Source organism: Amycolatopsis sp. NPDC049688 (genome assembly GCF_040674975.1).
GTDB lineage: Bacteria > Actinomycetota > Actinomycetes > Mycobacteriales > Pseudonocardiaceae > Amycolatopsis.
The window spans coordinates 98,320-122,990 of record NZ_JBFANY010000009.1; the positions used below are offsets into that span (position 1 = coordinate 98,320).

Consider the following 24,671-nt stretch of genomic DNA (forward strand, 5'->3'; position numbering starts at 1 on the left):
GAGGCCGCGGGAGACCACCGAACCGTGCGCGGCCGTCCGAGGCCGTGTTAGCCTGTCGCCGTGCAGCGCCTTCTGCCGTCCTTGCGGCTCGTAACCCGGCGCGCCGGCTGAACCCAGGTCGCCGGCGCGCTGCGTCGGCGACCTCTGCTTTCCGGGACCTGGCCCCGATCTCATCCCTTCTCGAAACCCGGGAGATCCGCCATGTCCACTTCGTTCGCCGTTCCCGCCTCCCGCTCGGCCATGCTGCTGCGCCGCCGGATCGCCGCCTACTTCGTCGGGGGTGCCGAAGAGATCCCCGCGCTGGTCGGCGCGCTCGAAGGCCGTCTCGTCCACGAGTTTTCCGTTGACGTCAAGGACGGTGTCCGCGAGAGCAGCATGGTCTGCTCCGTCCTGCTGGCCGGCGACGAGACCGAGCCCCTGCTCGACCGGCTGCGCACGCTCCCGGCTGTCGTCTCCGCCGAACTCGCCTAGCTGCGCACCAAGGACGGCGAGCGCATCGCGTTCGCCACCATCGCCACGCCGTCCTCGGTGAACAGCGACTCCGGGTGGAACTGCACGCCCTCGATCGGGAACGTCCGGTGGCGGAGACCCATGATCTCGCCCGTGTCCGACCACGCCGTCACCACGAGGTCGGCCGGCAGCGACGCGGGGTCCACCACCAGGGAGTGGTAGCGGGCCACCGTCACCGGGTTGCGCAGGCCCGCGAACACGCCGCGGGCGTCGTGGGCCACCGCCGAACACTTGCCGTGCATCGGCTCCGCCGCGTGCACCACGTTCGCGCCGAACGCCGTCGCGATCGCCTGGTGGCCCAGGCACACCCCGAGCATCGGGACGCGGCCGGCGAGCCCGCGGACCAGCTCGACCGAGATGCCCGCGTCCGCCGGGGCACCGGGGCCCGGCGAGATCACCACCAGCTCCGGGGCCAGTGCGGCGATCTCCGCAACGGTCACCTCGTCGTTGCGGAACACCCGGCACGACGCCCCCAGCTCGCCGAGGTACTGCACCAGGTTGTAGACGAACGAGTCGTAGTTGTCGAGCACGCAGATCACGCGGCCGTCCCTTCCACCGTCACGCCGAGCGCCCGCGCGCCCGAGCCGAGCTTCGCCAGGACTTCCGCGTACTCCTCCGCCGGGTCGGAGTCGTGCACGATGCCGCCGCCCGCCTGCAGGCGGATTTCGCCGTCGCACCACACCATGCTGCGGATCGTCAGGTACAGGTCCACATGGGACGCCCCGAACGAGCCCACCGCGCCGGAGTACAGCCAGCGCCGCGCCGGCTCCAGCGTGTCGATGATCTCCATCGCGCGCACCTTCGGCGTCCCGGTCATCGTCCCGGCCGGGAACGTCGCCCGGATCAGCTCGTCGGTGCCCCGCTCCGGTGCCGGCTCGCCCCACACGTCGGACGTCAGGTGCATGACGTGCGAGTACCGCTCGACGGCCATCAGCCGTCCCACCGAGACGCTGCCCGCCCGGCACACCCGGCCGAGGTCGTTGCGGGCCAGGTCGACGAGCATCCGGTGCTCGGCCAGCTCCTTCACCGACGCGCGCAGGTCCTCTTCGGCCAGCCGGTCGGTGCGCTCGTCGCGGCCGCGCGGCCGGGTGCCGGCGAGCGGCCGGATCAGCGCATTCCCGTCCGTCAAGGTCAGGCACGGCTCCGGCGACGCGCCCACGGCCTCGAAGTGCGGCCCGCCGAACCAGAAGTGGTACGGCGACGGGTTGATCTCCGTCAGTCGCCGGTAGACCCGAAGTCCGTCCACAGTGGCCGGTGCGGTCCAGCCGTTCGACAGCACCAGCTGGAAGACGTCGCCGTCGAGGATGTGCTGCTGGGCGCGGCGGACGGCGTCGACGTACTCGTCGTAGGCGAACCCGAACCGGCCGGTGCCCACGGCGACCGTGCCGAGCCGCGCGATCGCCAGGCCGTTCAGCGTCCGGGCGACCTGCTCGGCCGCGGTGCGGGCGGCCGCGGCGGTCGCGCCGCGGCCGATCACCTGCCCCTCGGCGAACCGGACCAGTACCTCGGGCAGGAAGAACTCGTACCCCGGACGGCCGGTCGCCGGGTGGCGGCTCGGCAGCCGCTCGAAGTCGCGGGCGGCGTCGTAGCCGAGGAAGCCGAACCAGGCGGCTTCGGCGCCGGTGGCCTCCGGCGGGAGGTCCAGGCCCTGCAGGAGGTCCACGGCGGCGGTCAGCGGCGTGCCGCCGCCGGGGTGCGAAAGAACGGCCAGCTCACCGGCGGCGAGGACCGGGTCCGCGCCACCGGCCCCGGCGGTGAGCATGACCCGCCCGGCCGTGCGCAGGGCCGCGGCGGCCGCCACCGGGTCGACCGCCGAGGCCAGGGGGACGACGTGCCGGTGCAGCCGGTCCCCCGGGGCGAGCTCGGACGTGATCATCGGGCCACGGCCCGGCTCGGCGGCACCCGGAACTGCGTCCGCTCGTGGTCGCCGACGGGCTTGCCCATGGCGTACCGGAACGCGGCGAGCTGGATCGCCCGCGGCGGGCAGCCTTCGACGAAGATCCCGAGGTCCCGGCGCTCGTAGAGGCAGTTGCCGACGAGCACGACTTCCCCGCGCAACGGCGGCAGCGACACCTGCGGCCCGGAGATCACCGTCATTTCCCCGTCCCACGCGCACAGTTCACCGGCCAGCGCCTTCATGGCCCCGGCCACGAACCGGCTGCACGCCGGACACGCGTGTTCGGCGTAGACGTGGATGCCCTCGCGCGGCACGACGATCTCGACCGGCGCCTTGACCATGTCGAACGCCAGCTCGGCCGGCGGCGTGCCGAGCAGCTCGATGTCGTCCGGCGACAGCGGTCCCATCCCCCGCGCGTGCGCGTCCCGCAGGTACGCGACGCTGTCCGGGTCGAAGCCGGCCAGCGTGCCGACGGCGACGTCGAGCGCGACGGCGTTGCGGCTCGCGGCGAGGAACCCGGCCTCGCGCGCCTGGCCGTCCATCGGGTAGTTGCCTTCGATCACCGTCGTGCCGTCGCACACCACCAGGTCCTGCGGCCGCATCAGGTTCAGGTCCACAGTGGACTCGTCGACACCCGCCATGTGCACGATCCGGGTCGTGTACCCGGGCAGCAGCCCGACCAGGTTCTTCATCGCGTTGGAGTAGACGACGCTCGCGTGCGTGCGCAGCTGCGGGACGCCGATGAAGAAGTCGCAGTCGAGGATCAGCTCGGGGACGGCGATCGGCACCCGCAGCGACGTCGCACCCGGGATGCCGGTGATCCGCAGCGGCAGGTCGTCGAAGCTGACGATCCGGGCGTACTCCGCGGCCTCGTGGTCGTTCAGCAGCTCGTAGATGGCGTGCGTGCGCTCGGCGATCACCGGCCGGGCGCCGTGCGCGGCGACCACCTTCGCGATCGCCGCCAGCAGCGCCGGGCGGACGTGGAACCCCGGAGCCGTCTGGAAGAGGTTCGGCTTGATCAGCACCTCGTCCCCGGCCCGCAGCCCGGACAGCGGCGCACCGAGCAGCTCGAGCAGCCGGTCCAGGCCGTCCGGCACGCCGGCGTCGTCACCGACGGCCGTGAGGGCGACCTGCTCAGTCATCCGTCTCCTCCAGGGCGATGACGCGGGCCGGGGCCGCCTCGGCTCCGGCGACCTTCGTCGGCAGTGCGAACAGCTGCACGACCTGCTGGGTCAGCTCGTGCATGTTGGTGACGTACTCCAGCAGCGGGATTCCGGCCGCGAGGAGTGCGTGGTGCACCGGCGACTCGGCGTCGCCGGGTCGTTCGGTGAGGCAGTCGAGACCGAAGAGGCTCGCGCCGTTTTCGATGGCCCACTCCGCGGCCGACGGCGTCAGGTAGGGCGGCCGGTCCCAGTAGTCGGGGCGGCCCCAGTTGTGCCGCAGGTAGTCGGTGCGCACGAGGAGCCGGTCGCCCGGCTGCCACACCGGCCGCAGCGTCCGCTCCAGGTCCTCGCCGGTGACCGGCTCCAGCTCGCCCTTGCCCGACAGGTCCGCGACGCAGGCGCGGCCGATCAGCGTCTCCAGCGGGACCTCGTCGATGCCTTCGGCACCGGGGTAGAAGTGCAGCCGGTACTCCATGTGGGTCCCGTTGTGCGGGAAGACGTGCAGGTAGGAGAACGTGCGCTTGGTGCCGTACGGGTCGGTCTCCGGCGTCATCGAATGCTCGCTGACGAACTTCGGGAACCAGTCGGCGGGGTAGGACGGCATTCCGTCGTAGAAGCCGTGGGTCAGGTCGACGAGTCGGGCCACCGGAGGATCTCCTTGCTCAGCAGGTGAAAAGACACGTGTTGCGGACGCTGGCGTTGTTGCTCATGGTGATGACCGTCGTGCCGCCGGGCGGGATCGCGCGGATCCCGCCGCCGGAGAGGCCGGACGGCGTCATGAAGGCGGCCCAGAGCGCGTACCACTCGCTGCGGGCGCCGGTGTCCGGGTCGATCACCGTCTCCAGGTTCGGGCGGACGATCTCCTGCACCAGCGAGCCGGTCCGCGAACCGGCATCGAGGGTCTCGCGCCAGGTCGCCGCGTCGACCTCCCGGCCGATGACGACACCCTGGCCGCCGTACAGCCCGGTCGGCTTGAACACCAGCCGGTCCTGCCGCTGCATGCACTCCTCGATGCGGACGGCGTCCGGCCCGGCGCCGGGGCGGCCGAGCATGCGGCACCACGGCAGCACGCGGCCGATCGCCGCCTGTTCGTCCACTGTGAACAGTTCGACGTGTTCGGAGAGCATGGCCAGCGTGCCCTTGTTGCCGTACACGTTGCTCGGCGTCCAGACGACGACCTCGCCGTCCTCGTGGGCGCGGAAGACCGGCTCCAGGAGCTCGTCGCAGTCCGGGTGGCCGAGCATCTCCTCGAGCCCGTAGTAGCGCAGGATGACGTCGACGCCGGTGCCGTCCAGGTACGGCTTGCCGCCGCGGAACTCCAGGTCGCCGATTTCCCCGGCCCGGCAGTCGAGCCCGTTGTCCCGCAGCATTTCCGCGGCGGACCGCCGCTGGCGGCCGTAGGTTTCCAGCCCGCCCGGGCTTTCGAGGATGGCGACCACCGGTTCGCCCGCGCCGATCGTCTTGCCCGCGTTGCGCAGGGCCGCGGCGAGGTCGGCGCCCATGTCGAGGTAGCCGAGGCCGTGCTGTCCGGCGAATTCGGCGACCGCCGGGACCCGCAGGTACGCCTTGGGCAGCGCGCCGACCATGTCCAGGCCGCCGAGCGCACTGCCGATGTTGTACTCCAGCAGCTTGAACGCCGTGCCGTCGTAGTAGACGTCGGCCCGGCCGTACAGCGGCGGCGGCCCCTCGCCGAGCAGGCGGGACATGAACCCGGCGTGCCGGTCGTCGATGCCCAGCGCGGTCCGGAACCGGGCGAAGTCGCCGTCGAAGACCCGCTGCGGCAGGCTGGTGACCAGGTCGAAGACGGTGACGAGGTCCCGGCCGAACGCCCGGTACTCCGCCTCGTCGACGATGATCGGCCGGGGCAGCAGCCGCGGCCACGACCGGCGTTGGGCGTCCGACAGCGTCAGCTGCTCCCGCGCGTGGCGCAGCGGGCCGTCCGGCGCCGCGCAGCCGGCCAGGTAGGCCTCGGTGACCCGATCGGCACGTGCCGACATGGTTCCCTCCCAGGGGGTTTCAGACGGAGACGGACGCCTCGGCCGGCGCCGGACGGCGGGCCAGGATCACCCGGTACTGCAGGACGACCACGACGCCGAAGAGCAGGTAGATCGCGGCCATGGCCTGCGCGGCGAGCACCGCGCTGAGGCTGATCAGCACCGAGTTGACCACCTGGCCGAACCGGATGTGCAGGTAGTACGCGGCCAGGTACCGCGGCCGGCCCTCCTCGGGGGCCAGCTCGGCCAGCAGCGCCTGCTGGACCGGCAGGTTCATCAGCTCGCCGACGGTCAGCACGACGACGGCGGCCAGCAGCAGCCAGGCGTCGTTCGTGACGGCGAGGACGGCGAACCCGCCCGCGTACAGCGCGATGCCGGCGTAGAGGCGGGTGCGGTCGGGCATCCGCCGCAGCAGCGTGTTGACGACCAGCGCGAACACCACGACCAGGGCCGTGTTGACCGCCTTGAGGATGCCGAGCATCTGCACGCCGTCGACGGCGCCGAACCCGAACACCGGCTGGACCGGGAAGTGCGTCGACAGCCGGATCCCGATCGCCGTGCTCAGCTGCCCTTCCAGGGTCAGGATCAGGGTGGCGGCGATGATCAGCCGCCGGAACGTCGAGTCGGCCAGCACCACCTTGTAGCCCTCGACGAACTGGGCGAGCCCGGTCAGCTTGACGGGCGGCCGCGGCGTCTCCGGTTTCGTCTCCGCCACGAGCGTGACGGTGACGGTGAGGGCGAAGGCCATGGCGACGGCGCCGCCGATGATCACCGCGCCGAAGTGCGCGCTGTACAGGAACGCGCCGAGCAGGGCACCCGTGCCCAGCGCTAGGTTGATCATCCAGTAGTTGACCGTGTAGACGAACTTGCGGTCCGCCGGCGGGGTGACGTCGATGATCGTGGCGTCGTTCGCGGGCAGCGCGAGGTTCGTCCCGAACTTGACGATCGCGTAGCTGAAGTAGACCGCCAGCGCGCCCCAGCCGGCGTGGTAGGCGACCGCCATCACCACCAGGAACGTCGTGCCGACGACGTCACCGGTGATCAGCACCGGGCGCCGGCCGAACCGTTCGGACAGGTGGCCGCCGGTCAGCATGCCGAACACCGCGAACACGGCGAACACCAGGATCAGCGCGCCGGCCAGGGCGACGCCGACGTGCGCGGCGAGGTAGATCGCGATGAAGGTGAGGATCATCGCGTCGATCAGCTTGTGGACGAACGCCAGGCCGATCCGCAGCCGGACGTTGCGGTGCAGTGCGAAGAAGTGCCTCATCGGACCTCCACCTCGATCAGGGCGCGGACGCGGTCGGCGCGGGATTGGGCCTCGGCGGCGTCCGCGGAACCCGCGAGGATCACGTGGCCGTGCCGGGTCTTGGAGCTCACCGTCTCCGGGAGGACGTCCCCGGGGGCGAACGGGAAGTGCAGGGTGTGCACGAAGTCCAGGGCGCGGACCTTGTCCAAACCGGACACTCGGGCCAGAGTTCCCGCGGGGAAGGAGAAGTACGCGATGTGCGCGACCGGCCCGCCCGGTTCCGGCAGGGACGTCCGCCCGGCGAGGGCGGCGAACATCGCGCGCTTGACGTCGAAGCCGCGGGCGATCGCGATGAGGTCCGGGATCTTGTCCCCGCCGAGCCTTGCCTGCGACTCCACGATCCGCGGGCCGCCGGAGGTCAGGATGACCTCGGTGTGCGCGGGCCCGCACTGGTACCCGGCGGCGTCGAGCAGCTCCACCGCGAGGGCGGCCACCTGCCGCGTCCCGGGCGTTTCCGGTTCGCCGAAGAGGTGGCCGCGTTCGACGAAGTGCGGCAGCGGGCCGAGCAGCTTGCGGGTGACGCCGACGACGTGGTGCTCGCCGCGCACGGTCATCGTCTCGACGCTGAACTCCTGGCCCCGCAGGTACTCTTCGACCAGCACGGGCCCGGCGTAGCCGCCGAGTTCGCGGCCCCACGCGGGCAGCTGCGCCGGGTCGGTGAGCAGCAGCACCCCGCGGCTGGCGGAGAGCGCGGCCGGCTTGACCACGACCGGCAGCTCGAAGTCCTTCAGCAGGCCGGCGACCCCGGTCCAGTGGTCCGCGGTGGCGAACCGGACCGTCGAAATCCCCTTGTCCCGCAGAAGGGTGCGCATCACGAGCTTGTCGTTGAGCAGGGCGATCGACCGCGGTGAGTTGACGGCCAGCCCGAGCTCCTCGGCGACGCCGTAGGCGAGCTGCATGCTTTCCTCGCTGCCGACGTGCCAGACGTGGTCGGCCCCGGTTTCCCGGACCGCCGCGCGGATCGCGCCGGCGTAGGCCGCCCGGTCGGCGAACTCGACCAGGCGGAAGCCGTCGGCGAGGGCCTCGACCTGCCGGAGGTACTCCGCTGCCCCGGCGCCGAACAGCCGGCGGGCTTCGGTGGTGTCCCACAGCGCGGTCACCCGGAAGCCTTCCGCCCGGGCCTTCGCCAGGTACGCCTGGTACGGCATGACCATGACCAGGTTCGCCATCTCGCTCCTCCTGTCGCACTCCGGTGACCAGCCTCGCCGACGCGGCCATCGGCGGGACATCGGCCGCGCATCGGTCAGTCCCGGCGGGTGGTCACCACGATCTGCTGCGCCCCCGCCTCGGCGAGCCGGCCGGCCAGGTACGGGCCGGCCGCCGTCGCCAGGACGTGCCCGATCCGGTCTTCGTTGACCCGCAACGGTCCGACGCGCGCGCCCGGTCCGACGGACACCACCGCCTCGCACACGCCCGGCACCGCGGCCGCGATCTCCAGGCCGCTGACGCTCTCCACGACTCCGGGCTCCGCCGTCAGGTACCGGATCGCCGCGCCGCGGGCCGGCGTGGGCAGGTCCGCGACCGGCTCGCCGAGGGACTGGCGGATCAGCAGCTCCATCGTGGACCGCCCGAAGCTGCGGTCCATCAGCGCGGTGATCCGGGCCCCGCCCGGCCGCGGGTTGAGCTCGACCAGTTTCGGCCCGGCCGCGGTGTACTTGACCTCGACGTGCGCGAGGCCCAGGTCGAAGCCGACCGCGGTGGTCGCGGCCACCGCGGCCGCCTCCAGTTCACGGCGGACGTCGTCCGGCAGGGCCGTCGGGAAGCTGTGCCCGAGCTCGACGAACCGGTTGCGGCCGCCGACGATCTTGTCGGTCACCCCGAGCACGCGGACGCCGCCGGTATCGGCCAGCACCTCCACGCTGACCTCGAACCCGACCAGGCACTCTTCGACGAGCACCTCGGCCGCCCGTGCCTGCCCGCGCCGGTTGGCCGGCTCGGCCCGGATGGCGCCGAACGCGGCCACCACCTCCCCCGGCGTCGTGCACCGGACGACGTGGGCGCCGCTGGTCTCGTCGACCGCCTTGACCACGCACGGCCACCCGACCTCGCCCGCCGCCCGCACCGCCTCGGCGATCGTGGTGACCACGCGGAACGCCGGCACCGGCACCCCCCGCTCGGCCCACCGCCGCCGCTGGGCGGCCTTGTTGCGGGCCATCCGGACCGCGGCCGGGTCCGGGCCGGGCAGGCCGAGCTGCCGGGCCGCCTCCGCGGTCTGCACCACCTCGTACTCGGCCACCGAGAGCAGGGCGTCGAGCGGCTGCCGCGCGTCCACGGCCTTGACCGCCGCCAGCAGCGGTTCCAGCTCGTGGGTCGGGCAGGACACGAACTCGTCGACGCAGTTCTCCAGCACCTCGGTGCCGCCCGGCGTGGCGTGGTAGCGCTCGAGCCCGCTGCTGAAGAAGGTGACGTGCAGGCCCAGCGCGCGGGCCGCGCGCAGGGCGTCGAACCCCGAGCCGGCCCGGTTCGACTCGACGAACCCGATGCGTTTCATCGCCGTTCCCTCACTCGTAGTTCAGACCGGGTGTGCGCGAGCGCTTCAGCTCGAAGAAGTGCGGGTTGCGGGCGAGCGCGGCGGCCCCGTCGAAGAGCTGCGCCGCCTCCTCGCCCCGCGGGATCGCGTTGAGCACCGGGCCGAAGAAGCCGACGCCGTCGAGGTGGATGGCCGGGGTGCCGAGGTCCGCGCCGACCGGCGCCAGCGCTTCGGCGTGGCTCTTGCGCAGAGCTTCGTCGTAGTCGGTGCTTTCGGCCGCGTCCGCGAGCGACGCGGGCAGCCCGACCTCGGCCAGCGCCTGCGCGACGACGTCGGGGAAGTCCTTGTTCCGTCCGTTGTGGATCCGGGTGCCGAGGGCGGTGTAGAGGTCGCGCAGCACCTCCTCGCCGCAGGTCTGCGCCGCGGCGACGCAGACGCGGACCGGGCCCCAGGCGCGGTCGCAGAACTCGCGGTACCACGGCTCGAGCTCGCGGTCCTCGTTGAGCACCCCGAGGCTCATCACGCGGAACCGCAGGGTGATGTCCCGCCGCTGTTCGACCTCGAGGATCCACCGCGAGGTGATCCAGGCGAACGGGCAGGCGGGATCGAAGTAGAAGTCGACCTTCACGAGGGTTCCTCTCGGACGGGGTGCAGCCAGCCGAAGTCGTCGGGAGCGTGGCCGTATTGGATGTCCAGCAGCGTGTTCAGCAGACGGCGGGTGACCGGGCCGGTGCCACCGTCGCCGACGGCCCACTCCCCCTCGGGCGTGACCGCGTGCCCGACCGGCGCGACGGCGCGGGCGGTGCCGCAGGCGAACGTCTCGGTGATGCGGCCGTCCCGGCAGCCGCGTTCCCAGTCTTCGAGCGTGACCGGTTCCTCGGCGACGGCCAGCCCGAGCCGGCCGGCGAGCCGCAGGATCGAGTCGCGGGTGACGCCGGCCAGCAGCGTGCCGCTCAGCGGCGGGGTGACGAGCCGGTCGCCCTCGACGAAGAACAGGTTGGACCCGCCGACCTCCTCGACGTACCGGCGTTCCCGCGCGTCGAGCCAGACGACCTGGTGGCAGCCGTGCTCCGCGGCCTCGCGCTGGGCCAGGTAGGAACCGCCGTAGTTGCCGCCGCACTTGATGGTGCCGGTGCCGCCGTCGGCGGCGCGGACGTACTCGGGCGACGCCCACAGCCGGATCGGCGCCGGTTCGGCGGTGGCGGGCCGCGCGGGGCTGCCGATGACGGCGAACAGGTACTCCTCGGCAGGCCGGTTGGACAGGTGCGTCTCCGCGGCGATCATGAACGGCCGCAGGTAGAAGCTGTGGCCACGGGCCTGCGGCACCCACTCGCGGTCGACGCGCGTCAGGGCCGTGACGGCGGCGAGGAAGTCCGCCTCCGGCAGTTCGGGCATGGCCATCCGGCGCGCCGACCGGGCGAAGCGGCGGGCGTGGTCGCCGGGGCGGAACAGCGCGCGCTGTCCGTCCGGCCGCCAGAACGCCTTGAGCCCCTCGAAGATCGTCTGTCCATAGTGGAACGCCATGGTGGCCGGGTGGAGCGTGAACGCGGCGAGCGGGCCGGTGCGGACGTCGTGCCAGCCGTCCGCGGCGGTCCACCGCGCGGTGACCATGTGATCGGACCACAGCGAGCCGAACCCGGGCATGCGCAGCAGCGCTTCCCGTTCTTCGGCGGGCCGGGGCCCGGCGTGCTCGAGCGCGGTCATCGGCTCTCCTTCACGACGTCGTAGCGGGCCAGGACGCGGTCGGCCAGCGGGCCGGACAACCCGGTGTAGGCGGCCGGATCGAACACGCCGGGAGGTACGTCCATGTCGAGCACCTCGGCCAGTTCGCGTCCTCCGGCCTCGGCGGCGGCTTCGGCCAGCAGCCGTTTGGCGGCCGCCTTGCCCAGCTTCGGCGCGAGCACCGCGTTGACCCGCTCCGACACGATCGCGCCCCGGGTGAGCTGCAGGTTCGCCGTCATGGCCGCCGGTGAGACCTGCAGCGACTCCGCCAGGCAGGCCGCGTTGGCCGCCGCGCCGGCCGCGATGCGCAGGGCGTCCCGCAGCGGCTGCCACTCCGCGTGCCAGGCGCCCGCGGACCGCTCGTCCTCGGCGGCCATCGACCCGAAGAGCACGACGGCGAGCGGCGGCAGCTGCCGGGCCGCCGTCGCCACCAGCGTCGAAAACACCGGGTTGTGCTTCTGCGGCATGGCTGAGGAGGCGCCGCGGCCCGGCGCCGGGGCCTCGATGACCTCGCCGATTTCGGTGCGGGACAGCACCAGCACGTCGGCGGCGATCTTGCCGAGGGCGCCGGTGGTGACCAGCAGCGCGGCGGCGACGTCGGCGATCGGCGTGCGGATCCCGTGCCAGGGCAGCACCTGCGGGGCCAGGCCCAGCCGTCGCGCGACCAGGTCGGGCAGCCGCAGTGCCGCCTCGGCGGAGCTGTACTCCTGGTACGCGGCCAGGGTTCCGGCCGCGCCGCCGAGCGACACCGGCAGCGCGACCCGGCGCAGGCGCTCGACCGCGTCGAGCACCCCGTGCAGCCAGGTCGCGGCCTTGAGCCCGAAGGTGACCGGCACCGCGTGCTGGGTCAGGGTGCGCCCGGCCATCGGCGTGTCCCGGTGGGCGCGGACGTGCCCGGCCAGGCTCGCGGCGGTCGTGAGCAGGTCACGCTCGATGCGGCCGAAGGCGGCCCGGCAGAGCAGCATCAGGGCGGTGTCCAGGATGTCCTGGCTGGTGCTGCCCCGGTGCACGTATTCGGCGGCGTCCGAGCCGACGGCCGCGGTGAGCGCGGCGACGAACGCCACCACCGGGTTCGCCGTCGCCCGCACCCCGGCGGCCAGGTCCGGCTCCGGCACCGCGGCGGCGCGGATCGCCGCCGCCGCCGACGCGGGGATCACGCCCAGCTCGGCCTGCGCCTCGGCGAGAGCGACCTCGGTGGCGAGCATCGCGGTCAGCAGGGCGCGGTCGTCGACGAGCGCCTCGGCACCCGTCCCGGCCCACGCCGGAGCCAGCCATCCGCTCATGCCGCCCTCCCCGAATCGACGTCCGCCGCCACCTGCAGGCACGAGCGGGCGATGGCGTCCGCGTCGCCGAGGATCACCGAATCGACGCCCGGCCGGATGCCGGCCGCGGTCACCCAGTGCACCGCCTCGGTCGGCACGCCGAACGCGAACCGCCGCGGGTGCGGCCGGTTCCGCGCGTCCAGCACGTGGTACGGCCGCCGGGTGACCGCCAGGCCGCCGGTGACGTACTCCCCGTTGCGGTACGGGCGCCCCTCCCCGCGGGCGAGCAGGGCCCGCAGCAGCGGGTCGGTGGTGCACCGCAGGTCGGTCTCCGGCAGGCGGGCCTCGATCAGCGTCGTCGCGGACACGGTGACGTCCGGGCACGCCGCCGACCACGCCACGAACCGGCCGCCGTCGCCCTCGACCCGCAGGTCCGGGCCGAGCACCTCGAGCACGCCCGCGTCGAGGAGCGCGCCGAACTGCTCGACGCGCTCGGCGGGCGGCCCGATCGACAGGAACGCGTTGAGCGGCATGTACCAGCGCTGCAGGTCGTCGCGGTAGGAGCGGCCGGAGATCCCGCCGTGGTCGACGACCAGCCGGATCTCGTTGCGGAGGTCGCGCAGGACGTCGGCCGCCGCCTTGAGCGGCCCGGTCACGTTGCCCTTCGCCGCCTCCGCCAGCTCACTGTCCACAAGGGACCGGAGGCGGTGGCGGAACGCCGGCGTCGACGCGAGGTCGGCGGCCGCGTACGGGTTCGCGAGGGTGCGCCAGTCCCAGCTCCCTTCGAGCCCGAACTTGGCCAGGACGATCCGCTGGGCCTCGGTCTCCCGGACGTCGAGGGGATCCCCGGCCGGCGGCACGCGCGCCGGTCCGGCGGCCGCGAACGCCTCGGTGAACTCACCGGCGTCGCAGGCACACCCCTGTTCCCGCACCCGGGCCGCGTAGAAGACCGTCCGGACCTCCTGGTCGATCAGCGGCCAGACATCCCGGCGGAAGTCCCCGCCGTTGCGCAGCCGCTCGATCACCGCGGGTGTGAGGTACCGCGGCTCGTGGCGGCCGAAGGCGCCCTTCTCGTTGCGGGCCCGGGCCTGGTACGGCACGCCCCGCCGGGAACCGGCGACCAGCCGGGGTTCCCGGCCGGACGGCACGTAGGTCAGCCGGCCCGCCGGCGTCCGGGTGAACGCGCCGCCGCGGCCGAGCGTCAGCAGGGCCAGGTGGTCGAAGAAGTTCAAGCCCATCCCCCGCAGCAGCACCGGTTCCCCGGGGGCGGCGTCGCACGGCGGTGTGTCGGCCGGGTTGCCCGGGGCCAGGTACCGCAGGCCGTGCCGGTCCGCGTACCGGCTCAGCTCCGCCTCGGCCGGGCCGAGTTCGTGCGGCAGGTGCCCGAGGGCGAGCACGACGGCGTCGAGGCCGCCGAGCACCGTGCCGTCGTCCAGGACGACCTCCTGCCGCCCGGCCCCGGTGTCCCGGACGTCGACGGCCCGCGCCTCGTGCGCCGCGAACCGCAGCGACGGCGGCGCGATCCGGGTGAGCCGCCGCCGCGTCCAGCGCAGGTAGCTGCCGAAGAACGCCCGGGACGGGTAGTCGTCCGGCCCGAGCGCCGCGGCTTCGGCCCGGACGACGGCGGGCACGTGCGGCGTGCCGAGCAGCGCGATCGACCGCGCCCACTCGTAGAGGCTCGGGCCGGGCACGACCGGGCCCGCGCAGCCGACGCTCTCGTCGACGAACATGGTCACCTGGCAGGCGACGGTGTTCATCAGCAGCAGGCGGTCCTGCGTGCTCCGCCACACCCGGCCGCCCTCGGCCAGGTGCGGGTCGACGAGGTGGACGACGAGCCGCCGTCCCGGCGGCACGAGCCCGACGGCGTTGGCGCACAGGCGTTCCGCCACCGACAGCCCGCGCGGGCCGAGCCCGACCACGGCGATCTCCGACGTCTCACCGGACACTGTTCTCCTGCTCCCTGGCCGCGCGGGCCCTCAGCGTTCCTGCCGGCTTCGGCGTTCCTGCAGGCTTCGGCCCAGCCCGGCCGCCGCCCCGGCGAGCCGGGTCATCAGCCCGGCGAACTGCTCCGGCCGCAACGCCTGGTTCGCGTCGCACAGCGCCTGCTCCGGCTGGACGTGGACGTCGATCAGCAGGGCGTCCGCCCCCGCGGCGACCGCGGCGAGCGACAGCGGCTCGACCAGTTCCGGGCGGCCGCCGGAATGGCTCGGGTCCACGATCACTGGCAGGTGCGTGTGCTGCTTCCACTGCGCCACCGCCGTCAGGTCGAGGGTGAACCGCGCCGACGGCTCGAACGTGCGGATGCCGCGCTCGCACAGCACGACCTGGTCGTTGCCCTCCAGCAGCAGGTACTCGCCGGCGGCGAGGGTCTCCTCGACGGTGCAGCCGAACCCGCGCTTGAGCACCACCGGCAGGCCGGTCTGGCCGACCGCGCTCAGCAGCGCGAAGTTCTGCATGTTCCGGGCGCCGATCTGGAACCCGTCGACCACCTCGGCCAGCCGTTTGACGTGCTCCGCGTCGACGACCTCGGTGACGAACGGCAGGCCCGTCCGCCGCCGGGCCTCGACGAGCAGGTCCAGCCCGCCGAACCCGAGGCCCTGGAAGGAGTGCGGCGAGGTGCGCGGCTTGAACACCCCGCCGCGCAGGGCGACGGCCCCGTGCTCGGCGACCAGCTCCGCGGTGGCCGTCATCTGCTCCGGCGTCTCGACCGCGCACGGCCCGGCGATCACCGCCACCGAGCCGTCGCCGATCGTGGCCGGCCCCAGGGACACCCGGGTCCCGGCGGGCCGCAGCGGACGGCCGCCCAGCCACGCCGCGCCGCCGCGCACCACCTGCCGGGTCGGGGCGGGCAGGTGGGGCGCCGCCGCGAGCAGTTCTTCACTGTCCACTCCGGACACCGGCAGCACGTGGCTGGCGCCGAGCCGGTACACCCGCGTCGGCGCGCCGGCGAAGCTCAGGTGCCGCAGCCAGCCGTCGACGTCGGCGCGGGTCACGGTTTCGTCGAACACGAGCAGCAGGTCCTGCTGCGCCTGCGCCGCGGTCATGCGAGCGCGTCGATCGTCGCGAGGTGCCGGCCCCGGCGGTCCCGGACGTGGACGGCGAGGTCGCGGTACTTGTCCCGCAGGTAGCGCTTGAGGGACTTGCCGGTGACGCCGAGCGGGAAGTCCTCGTCGGCGGTGGCGACCTCCACCACGGACAGCTCGGGCTTGCCGTGCGCGCGCAGGGCTTCGTTGGCCGCGAACAGCACCTTTTCCGCGTCCACGCCGTCCCCGGTGACGACGGCGACAGCGACCTCTTCGCCTTCGTGGCGCCCGGCCACCACCGTGCAGTCCTCGACCCCGGCGACCTCGTTGAGGATGAGTTCCTCCATCTGCACCGAATAGCCGGGCCCGGCGGCGGTGTGCACCACGTCCACCGCGCGGTCGACCTGGTAGAAGTTGCCCTCTTCGTCGCGGTAGGCGACGTCGCCGGTCAGCCAGTAGCCGGCCAGCTTGCTGCGGTAGTAGGTGTCCTGGTTGCCCCAGTAGCCGACGGTCATGGACGGCGGCTTGGCGCCGAGCAGGCCGAATTCGTACGGTTCGGCGAGCGTGCCGTTCTCCCGCACGATCGCGACCTCGGCGAAGCCCACCGACTTGCCGACGCAGCGGTCGTTGCGCTCGGTCGCCAGGGTGCGGGGCTGCATCAGCACGCCCCAGCCCAGCTCGGTGGTGCCGAGCCGGTCCAGGAAGGCGGCGGGCGGCCGGTCCGGCGACCGGCGGCCCAGGATCTCCTTCAGGTGCCGCTCGTGGATGGCGTCCGCCATGGACACCCAGATGTTCACCGAGTCCAGCGCACCCTCGGGCGTCTCGATGGCGGCGAGTTCCGGGTAGGCGTGCCCGAACGCCATCACCATGGTCGGCTGGTGCGCCTCGACGGCGTGGGCGAGCTCCGCCCCGGAGACGTCCCGCCAGACGACCATCGGCTGCCCGCCGAGCACGGTGTAGGCGTTGAACGAGACACACCCCTGGTGCGACTGCGGGAGCGCGTTGAGGATGACGGCCCGTGGCTCTTCTTTGTAGTTGACCGCCCGCCACTTCGGACCGTCCAAAATGGTCTTGTGGGTGTGGATGACCGGCTTCGGCAGCCCGGTCGTGCCCGAGGAGTGCATCAGGCCGACGGGGTCGTCCGGGTGGTGCCGGAACCGGTCGGCGTCGGGCAGCACGGCCGGCGGCGGGCCGTCCTGGCGGGTTTCGACCCACTTCAGGTTCAGCCGGTCGAGGTCGCCGGTGATCCGGGCGAGCCGCTCGTCGTCGGTGTAGAGGCCGATCGCCCCGCTGCGCTCGATCAGGGCGACCGCGCTGTCGCGGTTGGCGTTGCTGTTGATCAGCATCGAGATCGCGCCGATCTGGGCCAGCGCGGAGAGGTGGATGAAGTACTGGATGGAGTCGGGCGGGAAGACCGCGACCCGGTCGCGCGGCCGCACCCCCCGCTCCAGGTACCAGACCGACCAGCTCTGCACGAGGTGGTCGAGGTCGCGGAGGCTGAACCAGTGCCGGGTTTCCCCGCCGGGGTACGGGATCGGCGTGAGGGAGTGGATGAACGGCTCGTCCGGGCAGGGGTTGAGCTCGAGCATGGCGGGCAGCAGGTTCCCGCCCCCGATCGCCGGGTCCTCGAGCACCTGGGCCCGCAGCTCGGGGCTCAGGACGGTGCGGTGCGTGAACTCCATGTCGTCACTTTCTGGTGCGGGCCCGCGACGGCGCCGGGACCGGGGGTTCGGATCCGCCACCGAGCCTGCCCGGCGCGGCCATCGGCGCGGCCTCCCCGGCGCATCGGCGCTGCATCGGCGGCCGCTCATCGGCTCCTACCGCGTCGACAGCACTCGCGAGGGCGGGCGAGGAAAGGTCTGGGAGACTTGTGCTCGTGACCGATCGTCGACTACGTGTGACGTCAATCAGCCCGATCCCCTCCCGCGGTTTGCGCGCGAGCCGGCTCAATCGTCCCCAACCCGTCGATCCGGAGCCCGCAGTACCGCCGCATCAGCCAATCGGGCTTCGACGTGTCGGTAGTTGGACTGGCTGGGGCAAAGCCGCGAAGGCACTCACCACTCTTGCCACCATTGGTACCGGCGCCGCCGCGATTGCGGCCGTCTACATCACCAACCAGACCCTCGACGCCACCCGCCGGCAAAACGCAGTCACCGAGCAAGGTCAGTACACCGATCGATTCGGCCGCGCCGTTGAACAACTCGGCTCGGACAAACTCGACATCCGCTTGGGCGGGATCTACGCACTCGAACTACTCTCCCGCGACTCTACCAGGGATCGACTCACCGTTTTCGAGGTGTTGTCCGCCTTTGTTCGCGTCCACGTCAGTTCGTCATCCGACTCAAATGCATGCCCGGCACCCGAGGGTTCCACCGATACGGGAACACCCGCACCGCTCCCCACCGACGTCCGCTCCGCGCTCACCGTTCTGGGTCGCCGAGCCGATGCGCTCGAGCCACGTGGATCCAGAGCCGACCTCACCGGGATCTGCCTTACCGCTGTCACCGACCTTTCCGCTCTACGCCTCAGCAATCTTGACCTCGAGAGAAGCAACCTGGATCGCCAAGTACTGCTCAACACGGATTTCCGCCTCGCAGACCTCAGCAAGGTCAGCCTGCAGAAGGCGGATCTTTCGGCAAAAGGTATTGTGGAAATCATCAATGCGCACCCACCCAGCGCTGATCGGCACTTCTTCGACAGCTTGGGAGGCAAGGATTTAGGAACACGGTTTGACGGCGCGTTCCTGCAAGCCACCAACCTTTCAGGCGCCAAACTCGTTCTGGCCCAGTTCGCCAACGCGGTCATACTCCAAGCCATTCTCCGCGAGTCGGATCTCCGATACGCATCCTTTGCCGCAGTACGAGAACTTGCAGGCGCAGATTTCACGGGAAGCAAGCTGGATTTCGCAATTTTCAGTGGCGTCAACGTCAATGGCGCCGACTTCACGGCAGCGTCGCTCAGATATGCAGACCTGTCGAACGCAGATTTCCAGTATGCAAATCTGCGCGGCGCCGATCTGAGAAATGCAGACCTGCGAGGGGCCAAACTGTCGGGCGCAGACCTGCGGGGCGCAGACCTGCGCGGAGCCGAGATGGACGGCGCCGACCTCACCGGAGCAGACCTGACCAACTCGAAAAGATAGCCGCTCGAGCACGAAAAAACCGGCCTCCGCCCCGGAAGCCGGTCGGCCCTGCCCGCGTTCAGCTCAGGCGGCACTCCACTTTGGTCACCGCGGGCAGCGTGGTGCGGCCGATCTTCGTCAGCAGGCCGTCCTCGCGGTCCGGATCGTCGGCCTTCGTGCGCGCGTGTTCCTGGACCAGGTCGTGGAAGTGGTACCGGCCCGCGGCCCGCTGGCGGAGCAGGTGCGCGTCGAACAGCTCCTCCAGCAGCCGCTCCGCCTCCGGCACCGGCTGGTCCAGCAGCAGCGCCGCGGTGCCCGCGTCGAACTCCTCGCCGGGGTGCGCGGTGCAGCCCAGGACGCGCAGCAGCCGGCGCTGCCCGGGCGACAGGTTCCGGTAGGACACCTCGAACTGCGAAGCCACGCTGCGGTCGCCCAGGCGGAGCTCCGCGAGCCGGCCTGCCGGGTCGCGCAGCCGGAACACCAGGTCCTCCAGCGACCACGCCGGCCGGTTGTGGAACCGCCACGCCGCGATCCCCACCGCCAGCGGCAGGTGCCCGCACAGCGCGGCCACCTCGGCGACCGCGTCCGGGCGGTGCGCGGTGCGGTCGGCGCCCGCGACCCGGGTGAACAGCGCCGCCGCGTCCCGCGCCGGGAAGACGTCGAGCGAACGGGACGTCACCCCGTCGAGGCCGGCGAGCCGCCGCCGGCTCGTGATGATCACCTGGGCCTTGCCGGTGCCCGGCAGCAGCGGGCGGACCTGGCCGGCGTCGAGGGCGTTGTCCAGCACCACGAGCACCCGCCGCTCGGCGACCTCCGCCCGCCAGCGCGCGGCGCGCTGCCCGGTGTCACGGGGGATCTGCGCCGGCGCGAGCCCGAAGTCCAGCAGCAGCCGCTCCAGCGCCGCTCCGGGCTCCAGCGGCTCCTGACCGGCGGTGTGCCCGTGCAGGTCGACGAACAGGTGCGCCTCCGGGAACCCGTGCGCCAGCTGGTGGGCCAGCCGCACGGCCAGGGTCGTCTTGCCGACGCCGGCCATGCCGTCGATGGCCAGGATGCTCAGCGCGGTCCCGGCCGGGCGGCAGCCGGTCAGGAAGCGCAGTTCGTCGGCGCGGCCGGTGAAGTGGGCGGTGTCGTAGGGCAGGAAGGACCGGCCGCCGGGCGCGGTTTCCGCCGCCGTCGCCGGTGCCCGGCGGGGCAGGTCGTCGCGCAGGATCCGTTCGTACAGCCCGCGCAGGCTCGCGCCCGGGTCGACGCCCAGCTCGTCACGGAGCAGCCGGCGGCCCTGTTCGTAGGTGTTGAGCGCGTCGGCCGTGCGGCCGCACCGGTGCAGGGCGAGCATCAGCAGCTTGCGGGTCTCCTCGCGCAGCGGGTGCCGCGACACGAGCTCCCCCAGCTGCGGCACCACCGCCGCCGCGTCACCGCCGTCCAGCCGCAACCCGAAGAGCCGTTCGGCCGCGGACAACCGGTTCTCCTCGAACCGCGCGGCGACGATCTCGAACACCGGGCTGTTCAGCCCCGACAGGGCCGGCCCGTCCCACAGGGCGAGCGCCGCCTCCAGCAGTTCCACGGCCACCTCGGTGCGCCCGGTCGCGGCCGCCGCCGAAGCCGCCGCGACCATCGTGGTGAACCGGTGGGCGTCGACGTCCTGCGCGGTCACGGTGATGCGGTACCCGGGACCGTCCTTGACGACGATGTGCTTGGCCGCCCCGAAACTGCGGCGCAGCGCGGCGACGGCGTTGTGCAGCTGCCGGCGGGCCGTCACCGGCGGCTCGTCGTCCCACATGGCCTCGAGCAGCCGGTCGGCGCTGACCACCCGGTCGGCGTCGAGCAGCAGCATCACCAGGAGCCGCTGCTGGCGCAGGCCGCCGAGGTCCACCCGGCGGCCGTCGTGCTGGACCCGCAGGGTGCCGAGCAACTGGAAGTACACTTTCCGATCCTCCCCACCGTACGCGCACGGCTACCGTTCGCAGCACCTTGGCGCGGACTGTAGGAACATAGCCGAAAAACAAACCCCGCAAAACGAAGAAAGCACGATGGCGATTTGACGGCGGCCATTCGGCGGCGAATACCGATCAGCCGATACCGGCCCGCGAACCCGGCATTTCTCCCCATCCCGCGAGACGACGGTAAAAATGACCACAGAAGTCACGGAAAATGAGCAGGCGACTACCGTGGCGGAGTGAGCGCGGGCGCGCGGTAGACCGAAATCGCGCCCGGACCGGACAACCCGAGCCCGCCCAGTTCGGTGACCAGTGCCGTGGCGAGCCCCGCTCCGACGGCCGCGTGCGCCGGGGCGTCGAGCTCCACCCGGAACCCCTCGCCCAGCAGGCGGACCCGCAGGTCACGCGGCTGGATCCCGGCCTCGGCCAGGCGGGCGCGCACCGCGATCTCGGCGCGTTCCACCAGGCCCAGCCGGCCGACCGAGACGGGCACCCCGGCCGAGATGCGCGAGGCCAGGCACGGTGCCGACGGCTTGTCCGCCACGGGCAGCGACCAGGCGGCGGCCAGCGCCCGGACGTCCGCCTTCCCCAGCCCGGCCGCGGCCAGCGGCTCGACGACCTGCAGCTCACGGGCGGCGCGCAGGCCGGGGCGGTGCAGCGCCCGGTGGTCGTCGGCGTGCGTTCCGGTGGCCACGTGCGCGAAGCCGCGCCGGTGCGCGAGCCCGCCGATCGCGGTCAGCACCGTCTGCTTGCAGAAGTAGCAGCGGTCGCCGGCGTTGTCCCGGTAGCCGGGAACCGCCAGCTCGGCGACCGGCACCTCGGCCAGCTCGACGCCGAGACCGGCCGCGATCTCCCGCGCGGCAACCAGTTCCGCGCGCGCGAGGCTCGGCGAGTCGGCGATCGCGGCCAGCACGCGGCCGGCCGGCAGCGCCCGCACGGCCGCGGCCAGCACGAGCGCCGAGTCGACGCCGCCGGAGAACGCGACCGCCGCACTGCCCAGCGCGCGGACCCCGGTCAGCAACCGATCTTCGATTCCGGCGCGCATTACGGCATTTCCGCTGGTCGCGTGGTCACACTGAGCCGGTTCGGCCGGGGAAAAAGCACGGGTACTCCGATCAGAGGAAACTGCGCGTGCGGTAAGTCGATCGTGGTGGTTGTCCCGAGTCAAGCCATTGCCGTATTCGTGCGGCATCCCCGGCACGACGTTTACACCGCGCGCGGCGGCTCACTACCGTGTCGGCCGTGGTATCGACAGAGGCAACGACGACCGCCGCCACGGCGGATCTCGGATTCGCCCGGCTGGACCTCGACCGCGCCGCCCGTACCGGCGATCCGGAGGTCGTGTTCGGCGCGGGGAAGACACCGGCGCAGATCGGCGCGGCGCTCGCGCGGCTGCACCAGGCCCATCCCGGCCGGGCCGTGCTGGCCACCCGCGTCGGCGAAGAGGCGCGGGTGCGGTGCCGGGAAACCCTGCCCGGCGCGGACATCGACGACGCGGGCCGCACGGTGACGCTCGGGCCGCTGCCCGCACCGCGCGGCCGGGTGGCCGTGGTGTGCGCGGGCACCTCGGACCTGCCCGTCGCCCGGGAGTGCGCCACGACGGTCGCGGTCTTCGGCGCGGAGCCGGACCTCGTCGTCGACGTCGGGGTCGCCGGGCTGCACCGGCTGCTGGCCGAACGCGACCGGATCGCCGCCGCCGACGCCGTCGTGGCGATCGCCGGGATGGAGGCGGCCCTGCCGACCGTCCTCGGTGGACTGTGCGGCACGCCGCTGGTCGCGGTGCCGACGAGCGTCGGCTACGGGTGGCACCTCGACGGGCTGACCGCGTTCCTCACCATGCTCAACAGCTGCGCGCCCGGCGTGGTGACGGTCAACATCGACAACGGCTTCGGCGCGGGCGTCGCCGCGGCACGCATCGCCCGGCAGTCGGTGGCGTCGTGACGATCGGGTGGATCGACGCCGGCAACGGGTGCGCCGGCGACATGCTGCTGGCCGCGCTGGTCGACGCGGGCGCGGACTTCGACGCCGTCCTCACCGGACTGGCGCGGCTGCGCATCGACGACGTCCGGCTCACCGAACAGGTGGTGCGGCGGCACGGGCTGCGCGCGCGGCAGGTCGTCGTCGAGGCGCCGGAGACGCGGCACGCCCGGCACCTGCCGGAAATCCTCGAGCTGATCGGGGCGGCCGCGCTGCCCGCGGCGGCGGAGCGGTTCGCCACCGACGTGTTCGGCCGGCTGGCCGAGGCGGAGGCCGCGGTGCACGGCATCGAGCCGGAGCGGGTGCACTTCCACGAGGTGGGCGCGCTCGACGCCATCGTCGACATCGTGGGCTGCGCGCTCGGGCTGGACGCGCTGGGCCTGCTGGCCGCGACCGTCACGGTGTCGCCGATCGCCGTCGGCGGCGGCACGGTGTCCGCGGCGCACGGCCGGCTGACCGTGCCCCCGCCCGCGGTGCTGGCGCTGCTCACCGCCGCGGCCGCCCCGGTGGCCGCGCACCCGGCCGCGCGCGAGCTGTGCACGCCGACCGGCGCCGCGCTGCTCGTGACGCTGGCCGGCGCCTACGGCCCGATGCCGGCGTGCGTGCCGCAGCGGGTCGGCGTCGGCGCGGGCACCGCCGACCCGCCCGGCCACGCGAACGTCGTCCGCGTGGTCGTCGGCGCGGGCCCGGCCCCGGCGCCGGCGTGGGTGTCGGCGGCGATGACGGTCGTCGAGACCACGGTGGACGACCTCGATCCCCGGCTGTGGCCGGAAATCCTGGCCGCGCTGCGCGGTGCGGGCGCGGCGGACGCCTGGTGCGCCCCGGTGACGGCCCCGAAGGGACGGCCGGGCGTGGTCCTCACGGCTTTGGCGGCCGAAGACCGCGTCGACGGCGTGTGCGCGGCGGTTTTCGCCCACACGTCGACGTTGGGGGTCCGCCTGTCCCCGGTCGAGCGGCGGGCGCTGCCGCGGGACAGCGTCACGGTCGATTACCGGGGCACGCCGGTCAGCGTGAAGCGGGGGTACCTGAACGGCGAGGTGGTCACGACCCAGCCGGAGTACGAGGAGGTGAAGGCGGCCGCGGAGGCGAGCGGTCAGCCGCTGCGCCGGGTGCTGGACGAGGTGCGCGCGGCGGCCCTGTGACGGCGGCCGTCAGGGGTGCCGGCCCACTCCGGTGGCGATCTCGTGCAACCGGTGGCGGTCCGGGGCCAGCGGTGCCGTCTCCGCCCCCGCACCCTCCCGCAGCCCGGCGAGGAACTCCTGCAGCGTGAACGCGGCGTCGTGGCGGGGCTGCCAGTCCAGTTCGGACTCCGCCCGGCTCGCGTCCATGATCGGCAGCCGCATGACGGCGTCGAAGAGGCCCGGGGTGGCCGGGATCGCGTGCAGGCGCCAGGCCGCGTCCACCGCCGCCCGGACCACGCCCGCCGGCACCGGGATCGTGCGCGCGCCCAGCAGGTCCGCCGCGAACTTCGGGTCGACGACCGGGCCCGTCGCGATGTTGAACGCGCCGCGCACCGGCCGCGTCACCGCCCGGCGGACGGCGTCGGCGAGGTCGTCGGTGTGCACGATCTGGAAGCGCAGACCGCGGACGTCCGGCACCACCGGGACCAGGCCCGGCCGCACCAGTGAACCCGGGACGAACGGCCCGCCGAACAGCCGCCGCTGTTCGGTCGCGGCGCTGCGCTGGAACACGAAACCCGGCCGCATCCGGACGACCTCCAGCTTCGGGTGCCGGGCCTCGAACGCGTCGAGATAGCGCTCCAGGTAAGCCTTTTCCCGGGTGTAGGCCGCTCCCGGCCAGCCGTGCGTCGGCCAGTCCTCGGTGACCGGCTCGTCGTCCTCGCGCGGCGAATACGCCCCGATCGACGAGGTGTAGACCAGCTTCGGCACGCCCGCCATCGCCGCCGCTTCGAACACCCGCATCGAGCCGAGGACGTTCGCGCGCCAGGTGCGTTCGGGACGGCGGGTGGGCTGGAACAGCCACGCCAGGTGCACGACGGCGTCGGCACCGCGCAAGTGCGGCACGAGGTCGTCGCGTTCGACGTCGGCCGTGACGATGCCGTCGGCCGGCCGCCGCGCGAGCCCGACGACGGCCTCGACCTGCGGGTCGGCGTGCAACGCGCGCACGACCCCGGTCCCGATGTTGCCCGTTGCTCCGGTCACCACGATGCGCATCCGGGGCGGTTACCCGGGGCGCGGCCCGCCAATCCTGCTATGTTCGGGAGGAAGATCCCTTGCGCAAGGAGTGCAGTCGTGGCAGGTGACGTCGACATCTCCGGGTAGCCCC

21 protein-coding genes are annotated in these 24,671 nt (G+C 72.9%); 4 read left to right on the forward strand and 17 right to left on the reverse strand.

Annotated features, from left to right (window positions below):
* Positions 1–201: 201 nt before the first annotated feature.
* Positions 202–471 (forward strand): hypothetical protein, encoded by a 270-nt coding sequence (locus AB0J55_RS27085; protein WP_364254087.1) that lies wholly within the window; start codon positions 202–204, stop codon positions 469–471.
* On the opposite strand, the gene AB0J55_RS27090 is transcribed toward AB0J55_RS27085, so the two are convergent.
* The 14 genes from AB0J55_RS27090 to AB0J55_RS27155 form a co-directional block, all read right to left on the reverse strand.
* On the reverse strand, positions 468–1,049 hold the full coding sequence (locus tag AB0J55_RS27090; RefSeq protein ID WP_364254090.1) for an aminodeoxychorismate/anthranilate synthase component II: 582 nt from the start codon (positions 1,047–1,049) through the stop codon (positions 468–470). The two genes, AB0J55_RS27085 and AB0J55_RS27090, sit on opposite strands and share 4 nt — an antisense overlap.
* Positions 1,046–2,386, reverse strand: coding sequence for an anthranilate synthase component I family protein (locus tag AB0J55_RS27095; protein ID WP_364254093.1), 1,341 nt, complete (start codon positions 2,384–2,386; stop codon positions 1,046–1,048). Before AB0J55_RS27095 ends, AB0J55_RS27090 begins: the two co-directional genes overlap by 4 nt.
* Positions 2,383–3,549, reverse strand: a complete 1,167-nt coding sequence (locus AB0J55_RS27100) for a DUF362 domain-containing protein (RefSeq protein WP_364254096.1) — start codon at positions 3,547–3,549, stop codon at positions 2,383–2,385. Before AB0J55_RS27100 ends, AB0J55_RS27095 begins: the two co-directional genes overlap by 4 nt.
* On the reverse strand, positions 3,542–4,216 hold the full coding sequence (locus tag AB0J55_RS27105; protein ID WP_364254099.1) for a cyclase family protein: 675 nt from the start codon (positions 4,214–4,216) through the stop codon (positions 3,542–3,544). The genes AB0J55_RS27100 and AB0J55_RS27105 overlap by 8 nt, the downstream gene beginning before the upstream one ends.
* 16 nt (positions 4,217–4,232) lie before the next feature.
* Entirely contained in the window at positions 4,233–5,567 is a 1,335-nt protein-coding gene (locus tag AB0J55_RS27110; RefSeq protein ID WP_364254102.1) for a hypothetical protein, read from the reverse strand.
* 19 nt (positions 5,568–5,586) lie between these two features.
* Positions 5,587–6,834: an MFS transporter gene (locus AB0J55_RS27115; RefSeq protein WP_364254105.1), complete on the reverse strand. Its 1,248-nt coding sequence runs from the start codon at positions 6,832–6,834 to the stop codon at positions 5,587–5,589.
* Positions 6,831–8,042, reverse strand: coding sequence for an ATP-grasp domain-containing protein (locus AB0J55_RS27120; RefSeq protein ID WP_364254107.1), 1,212 nt, complete (start codon positions 8,040–8,042; stop codon positions 6,831–6,833). The genes AB0J55_RS27115 and AB0J55_RS27120 overlap by 4 nt, the downstream gene beginning before the upstream one ends.
* Positions 8,043–8,116: 74 nt before the next feature.
* A complete protein-coding gene (locus AB0J55_RS27125) occupies positions 8,117–9,364 on the reverse strand; it encodes an ATP-grasp domain-containing protein (RefSeq protein WP_364254109.1) in 1,248 nt (415 codons plus the stop codon).
* A gap of 10 nt (positions 9,365–9,374) precedes the next feature.
* Complete coding sequence (locus AB0J55_RS27130) at positions 9,375–9,971, reverse strand: disulfide bond formation protein DsbA (RefSeq protein WP_364254112.1); 597 nt, start codon at positions 9,969–9,971, stop codon at positions 9,375–9,377.
* Entirely contained in the window at positions 9,968–11,047 is a 1,080-nt protein-coding gene (locus AB0J55_RS27135) for a branched-chain amino acid aminotransferase (RefSeq protein WP_364254115.1), read from the reverse strand. The genes AB0J55_RS27130 and AB0J55_RS27135 overlap by 4 nt, the downstream gene beginning before the upstream one ends.
* Complete coding sequence (locus tag AB0J55_RS27140) at positions 11,044–12,348, reverse strand: lyase family protein (protein WP_364254118.1); 1,305 nt, start codon at positions 12,346–12,348, stop codon at positions 11,044–11,046. The genes AB0J55_RS27135 and AB0J55_RS27140 overlap by 4 nt, the downstream gene beginning before the upstream one ends.
* Positions 12,345–14,273 (reverse strand): FAD/NAD(P)-binding protein, encoded by a 1,929-nt coding sequence (locus AB0J55_RS27145; RefSeq protein ID WP_364254121.1) that lies wholly within the window; start codon positions 14,271–14,273, stop codon positions 12,345–12,347. Before AB0J55_RS27145 ends, AB0J55_RS27140 begins: the two co-directional genes overlap by 4 nt.
* 30 nt (positions 14,274–14,303) lie before the next feature.
* Positions 14,304–15,371, reverse strand: coding sequence for a 3-deoxy-7-phosphoheptulonate synthase (gene aroF / locus AB0J55_RS27150; protein WP_364254124.1), 1,068 nt, complete (start codon positions 15,369–15,371; stop codon positions 14,304–14,306).
* Entirely contained in the window at positions 15,368–17,032 is a 1,665-nt protein-coding gene (locus AB0J55_RS27155) for a class I adenylate-forming enzyme family protein (protein WP_364254127.1), read from the reverse strand. Before AB0J55_RS27155 ends, aroF begins: the two co-directional genes overlap by 4 nt.
* 194 nt (positions 17,033–17,226) lie before the next feature.
* Here AB0J55_RS27155 and AB0J55_RS27160 point away from each other — a divergent pair, with 194 nt between their 5' ends.
* Positions 17,227–18,492, forward strand: coding sequence for a pentapeptide repeat-containing protein (locus AB0J55_RS27160; RefSeq protein ID WP_364254130.1), 1,266 nt, complete (start codon positions 17,227–17,229; stop codon positions 18,490–18,492).
* A 58-nt stretch (positions 18,493–18,550) separates the two neighbouring features.
* On the opposite strand, the gene AB0J55_RS27165 is transcribed toward AB0J55_RS27160, so the two are convergent.
* Entirely contained in the window at positions 18,551–20,395 is a 1,845-nt protein-coding gene (locus tag AB0J55_RS27165) for a BTAD domain-containing putative transcriptional regulator (protein ID WP_364254133.1), read from the reverse strand.
* Positions 20,396–20,634: 239 nt separating this feature from the next.
* Positions 20,635–21,453 carry an ExsB family transcriptional regulator gene (locus AB0J55_RS27170; RefSeq protein ID WP_364254136.1) on the reverse strand — a complete coding sequence of 273 codons (819 nt, stop codon included), beginning with the start codon at positions 21,451–21,453 and terminating at the stop codon, positions 20,635–20,637.
* A 197-nt stretch (positions 21,454–21,650) separates the two neighbouring features.
* On the opposite strand from AB0J55_RS27170, the gene larB reads away from it, so the two are divergent.
* Together larB and larC are read left to right on the forward strand one after the other, a co-directional pair.
* Complete coding sequence (gene larB / locus AB0J55_RS27175; RefSeq protein ID WP_364254139.1) at positions 21,651–22,349, forward strand: nickel pincer cofactor biosynthesis protein LarB; 699 nt, start codon at positions 21,651–21,653, stop codon at positions 22,347–22,349.
* Positions 22,346–23,527: a nickel pincer cofactor biosynthesis protein LarC gene (gene larC / locus AB0J55_RS27180; RefSeq protein ID WP_364254142.1), complete on the forward strand. Its 1,182-nt coding sequence runs from the start codon at positions 22,346–22,348 to the stop codon at positions 23,525–23,527. The genes larB and larC overlap by 4 nt, the downstream gene beginning before the upstream one ends.
* Positions 23,528–23,536: 9 nt before the next feature.
* Here the strand turns inward: larC and AB0J55_RS27185 are convergent, their stop codons facing one another.
* Entirely contained in the window at positions 23,537–24,559 is a 1,023-nt protein-coding gene (locus AB0J55_RS27185; protein WP_364254145.1) for an NAD-dependent epimerase/dehydratase family protein, read from the reverse strand.
* Between the last annotated feature and the right edge of the window lie 112 nt (positions 24,560–24,671).

Bases quoted from the DNA above. Each gene is read 5' to 3' on its own strand.
- AB0J55_RS27085 (WP_364254087.1), top strand. From the start codon at position 202: ATGTCCACTTCGTTCGCCGTTCCCGCCTCCCGCTCGGCCATGCTGCTG.
- AB0J55_RS27095 (WP_364254093.1), bottom strand. From the start codon at position 2,386: ATGATCACGTCCGAGCTCGCCCCGGGGGACCGGCTGCACCGGCACGTC.
- AB0J55_RS27100 (WP_364254096.1), bottom strand. From the start codon at position 3,549: ATGACTGAGCAGGTCGCCCTCACGGCCGTCGGTGACGACGCCGGCGTG.
- AB0J55_RS27110 (WP_364254102.1), bottom strand. From the start codon at position 5,567: ATGTCGGCACGTGCCGATCGGGTCACCGAGGCCTACCTGGCCGGCTGC.
- AB0J55_RS27115 (WP_364254105.1), bottom strand. From the start codon at position 6,834: ATGAGGCACTTCTTCGCACTGCACCGCAACGTCCGGCTGCGGATCGGC.
- AB0J55_RS27120 (WP_364254107.1), bottom strand. From the start codon at position 8,042: ATGGCGAACCTGGTCATGGTCATGCCGTACCAGGCGTACCTGGCGAAG.
- AB0J55_RS27125 (WP_364254109.1), bottom strand. From the start codon at position 9,364: ATGAAACGCATCGGGTTCGTCGAGTCGAACCGGGCCGGCTCGGGGTTC.
- AB0J55_RS27135 (WP_364254115.1), bottom strand. From the start codon at position 11,047: ATGACCGCGCTCGAGCACGCCGGGCCCCGGCCCGCCGAAGAACGGGAA.
- AB0J55_RS27140 (WP_364254118.1), bottom strand. From the start codon at position 12,348: ATGAGCGGATGGCTGGCTCCGGCGTGGGCCGGGACGGGTGCCGAGGCG.
- aroF (WP_364254124.1), bottom strand. From the start codon at position 15,371: ATGACCGCGGCGCAGGCGCAGCAGGACCTGCTGCTCGTGTTCGACGAA.
- AB0J55_RS27155 (WP_364254127.1), bottom strand. From the start codon at position 17,032: ATGGAGTTCACGCACCGCACCGTCCTGAGCCCCGAGCTGCGGGCCCAG.
- AB0J55_RS27170 (WP_364254136.1), bottom strand. From the start codon at position 21,453: ATGCGCGCCGGAATCGAAGATCGGTTGCTGACCGGGGTCCGCGCGCTG.
- AB0J55_RS27185 (WP_364254145.1), bottom strand. From the start codon at position 24,559: ATGCGCATCGTGGTGACCGGAGCAACGGGCAACATCGGGACCGGGGTC.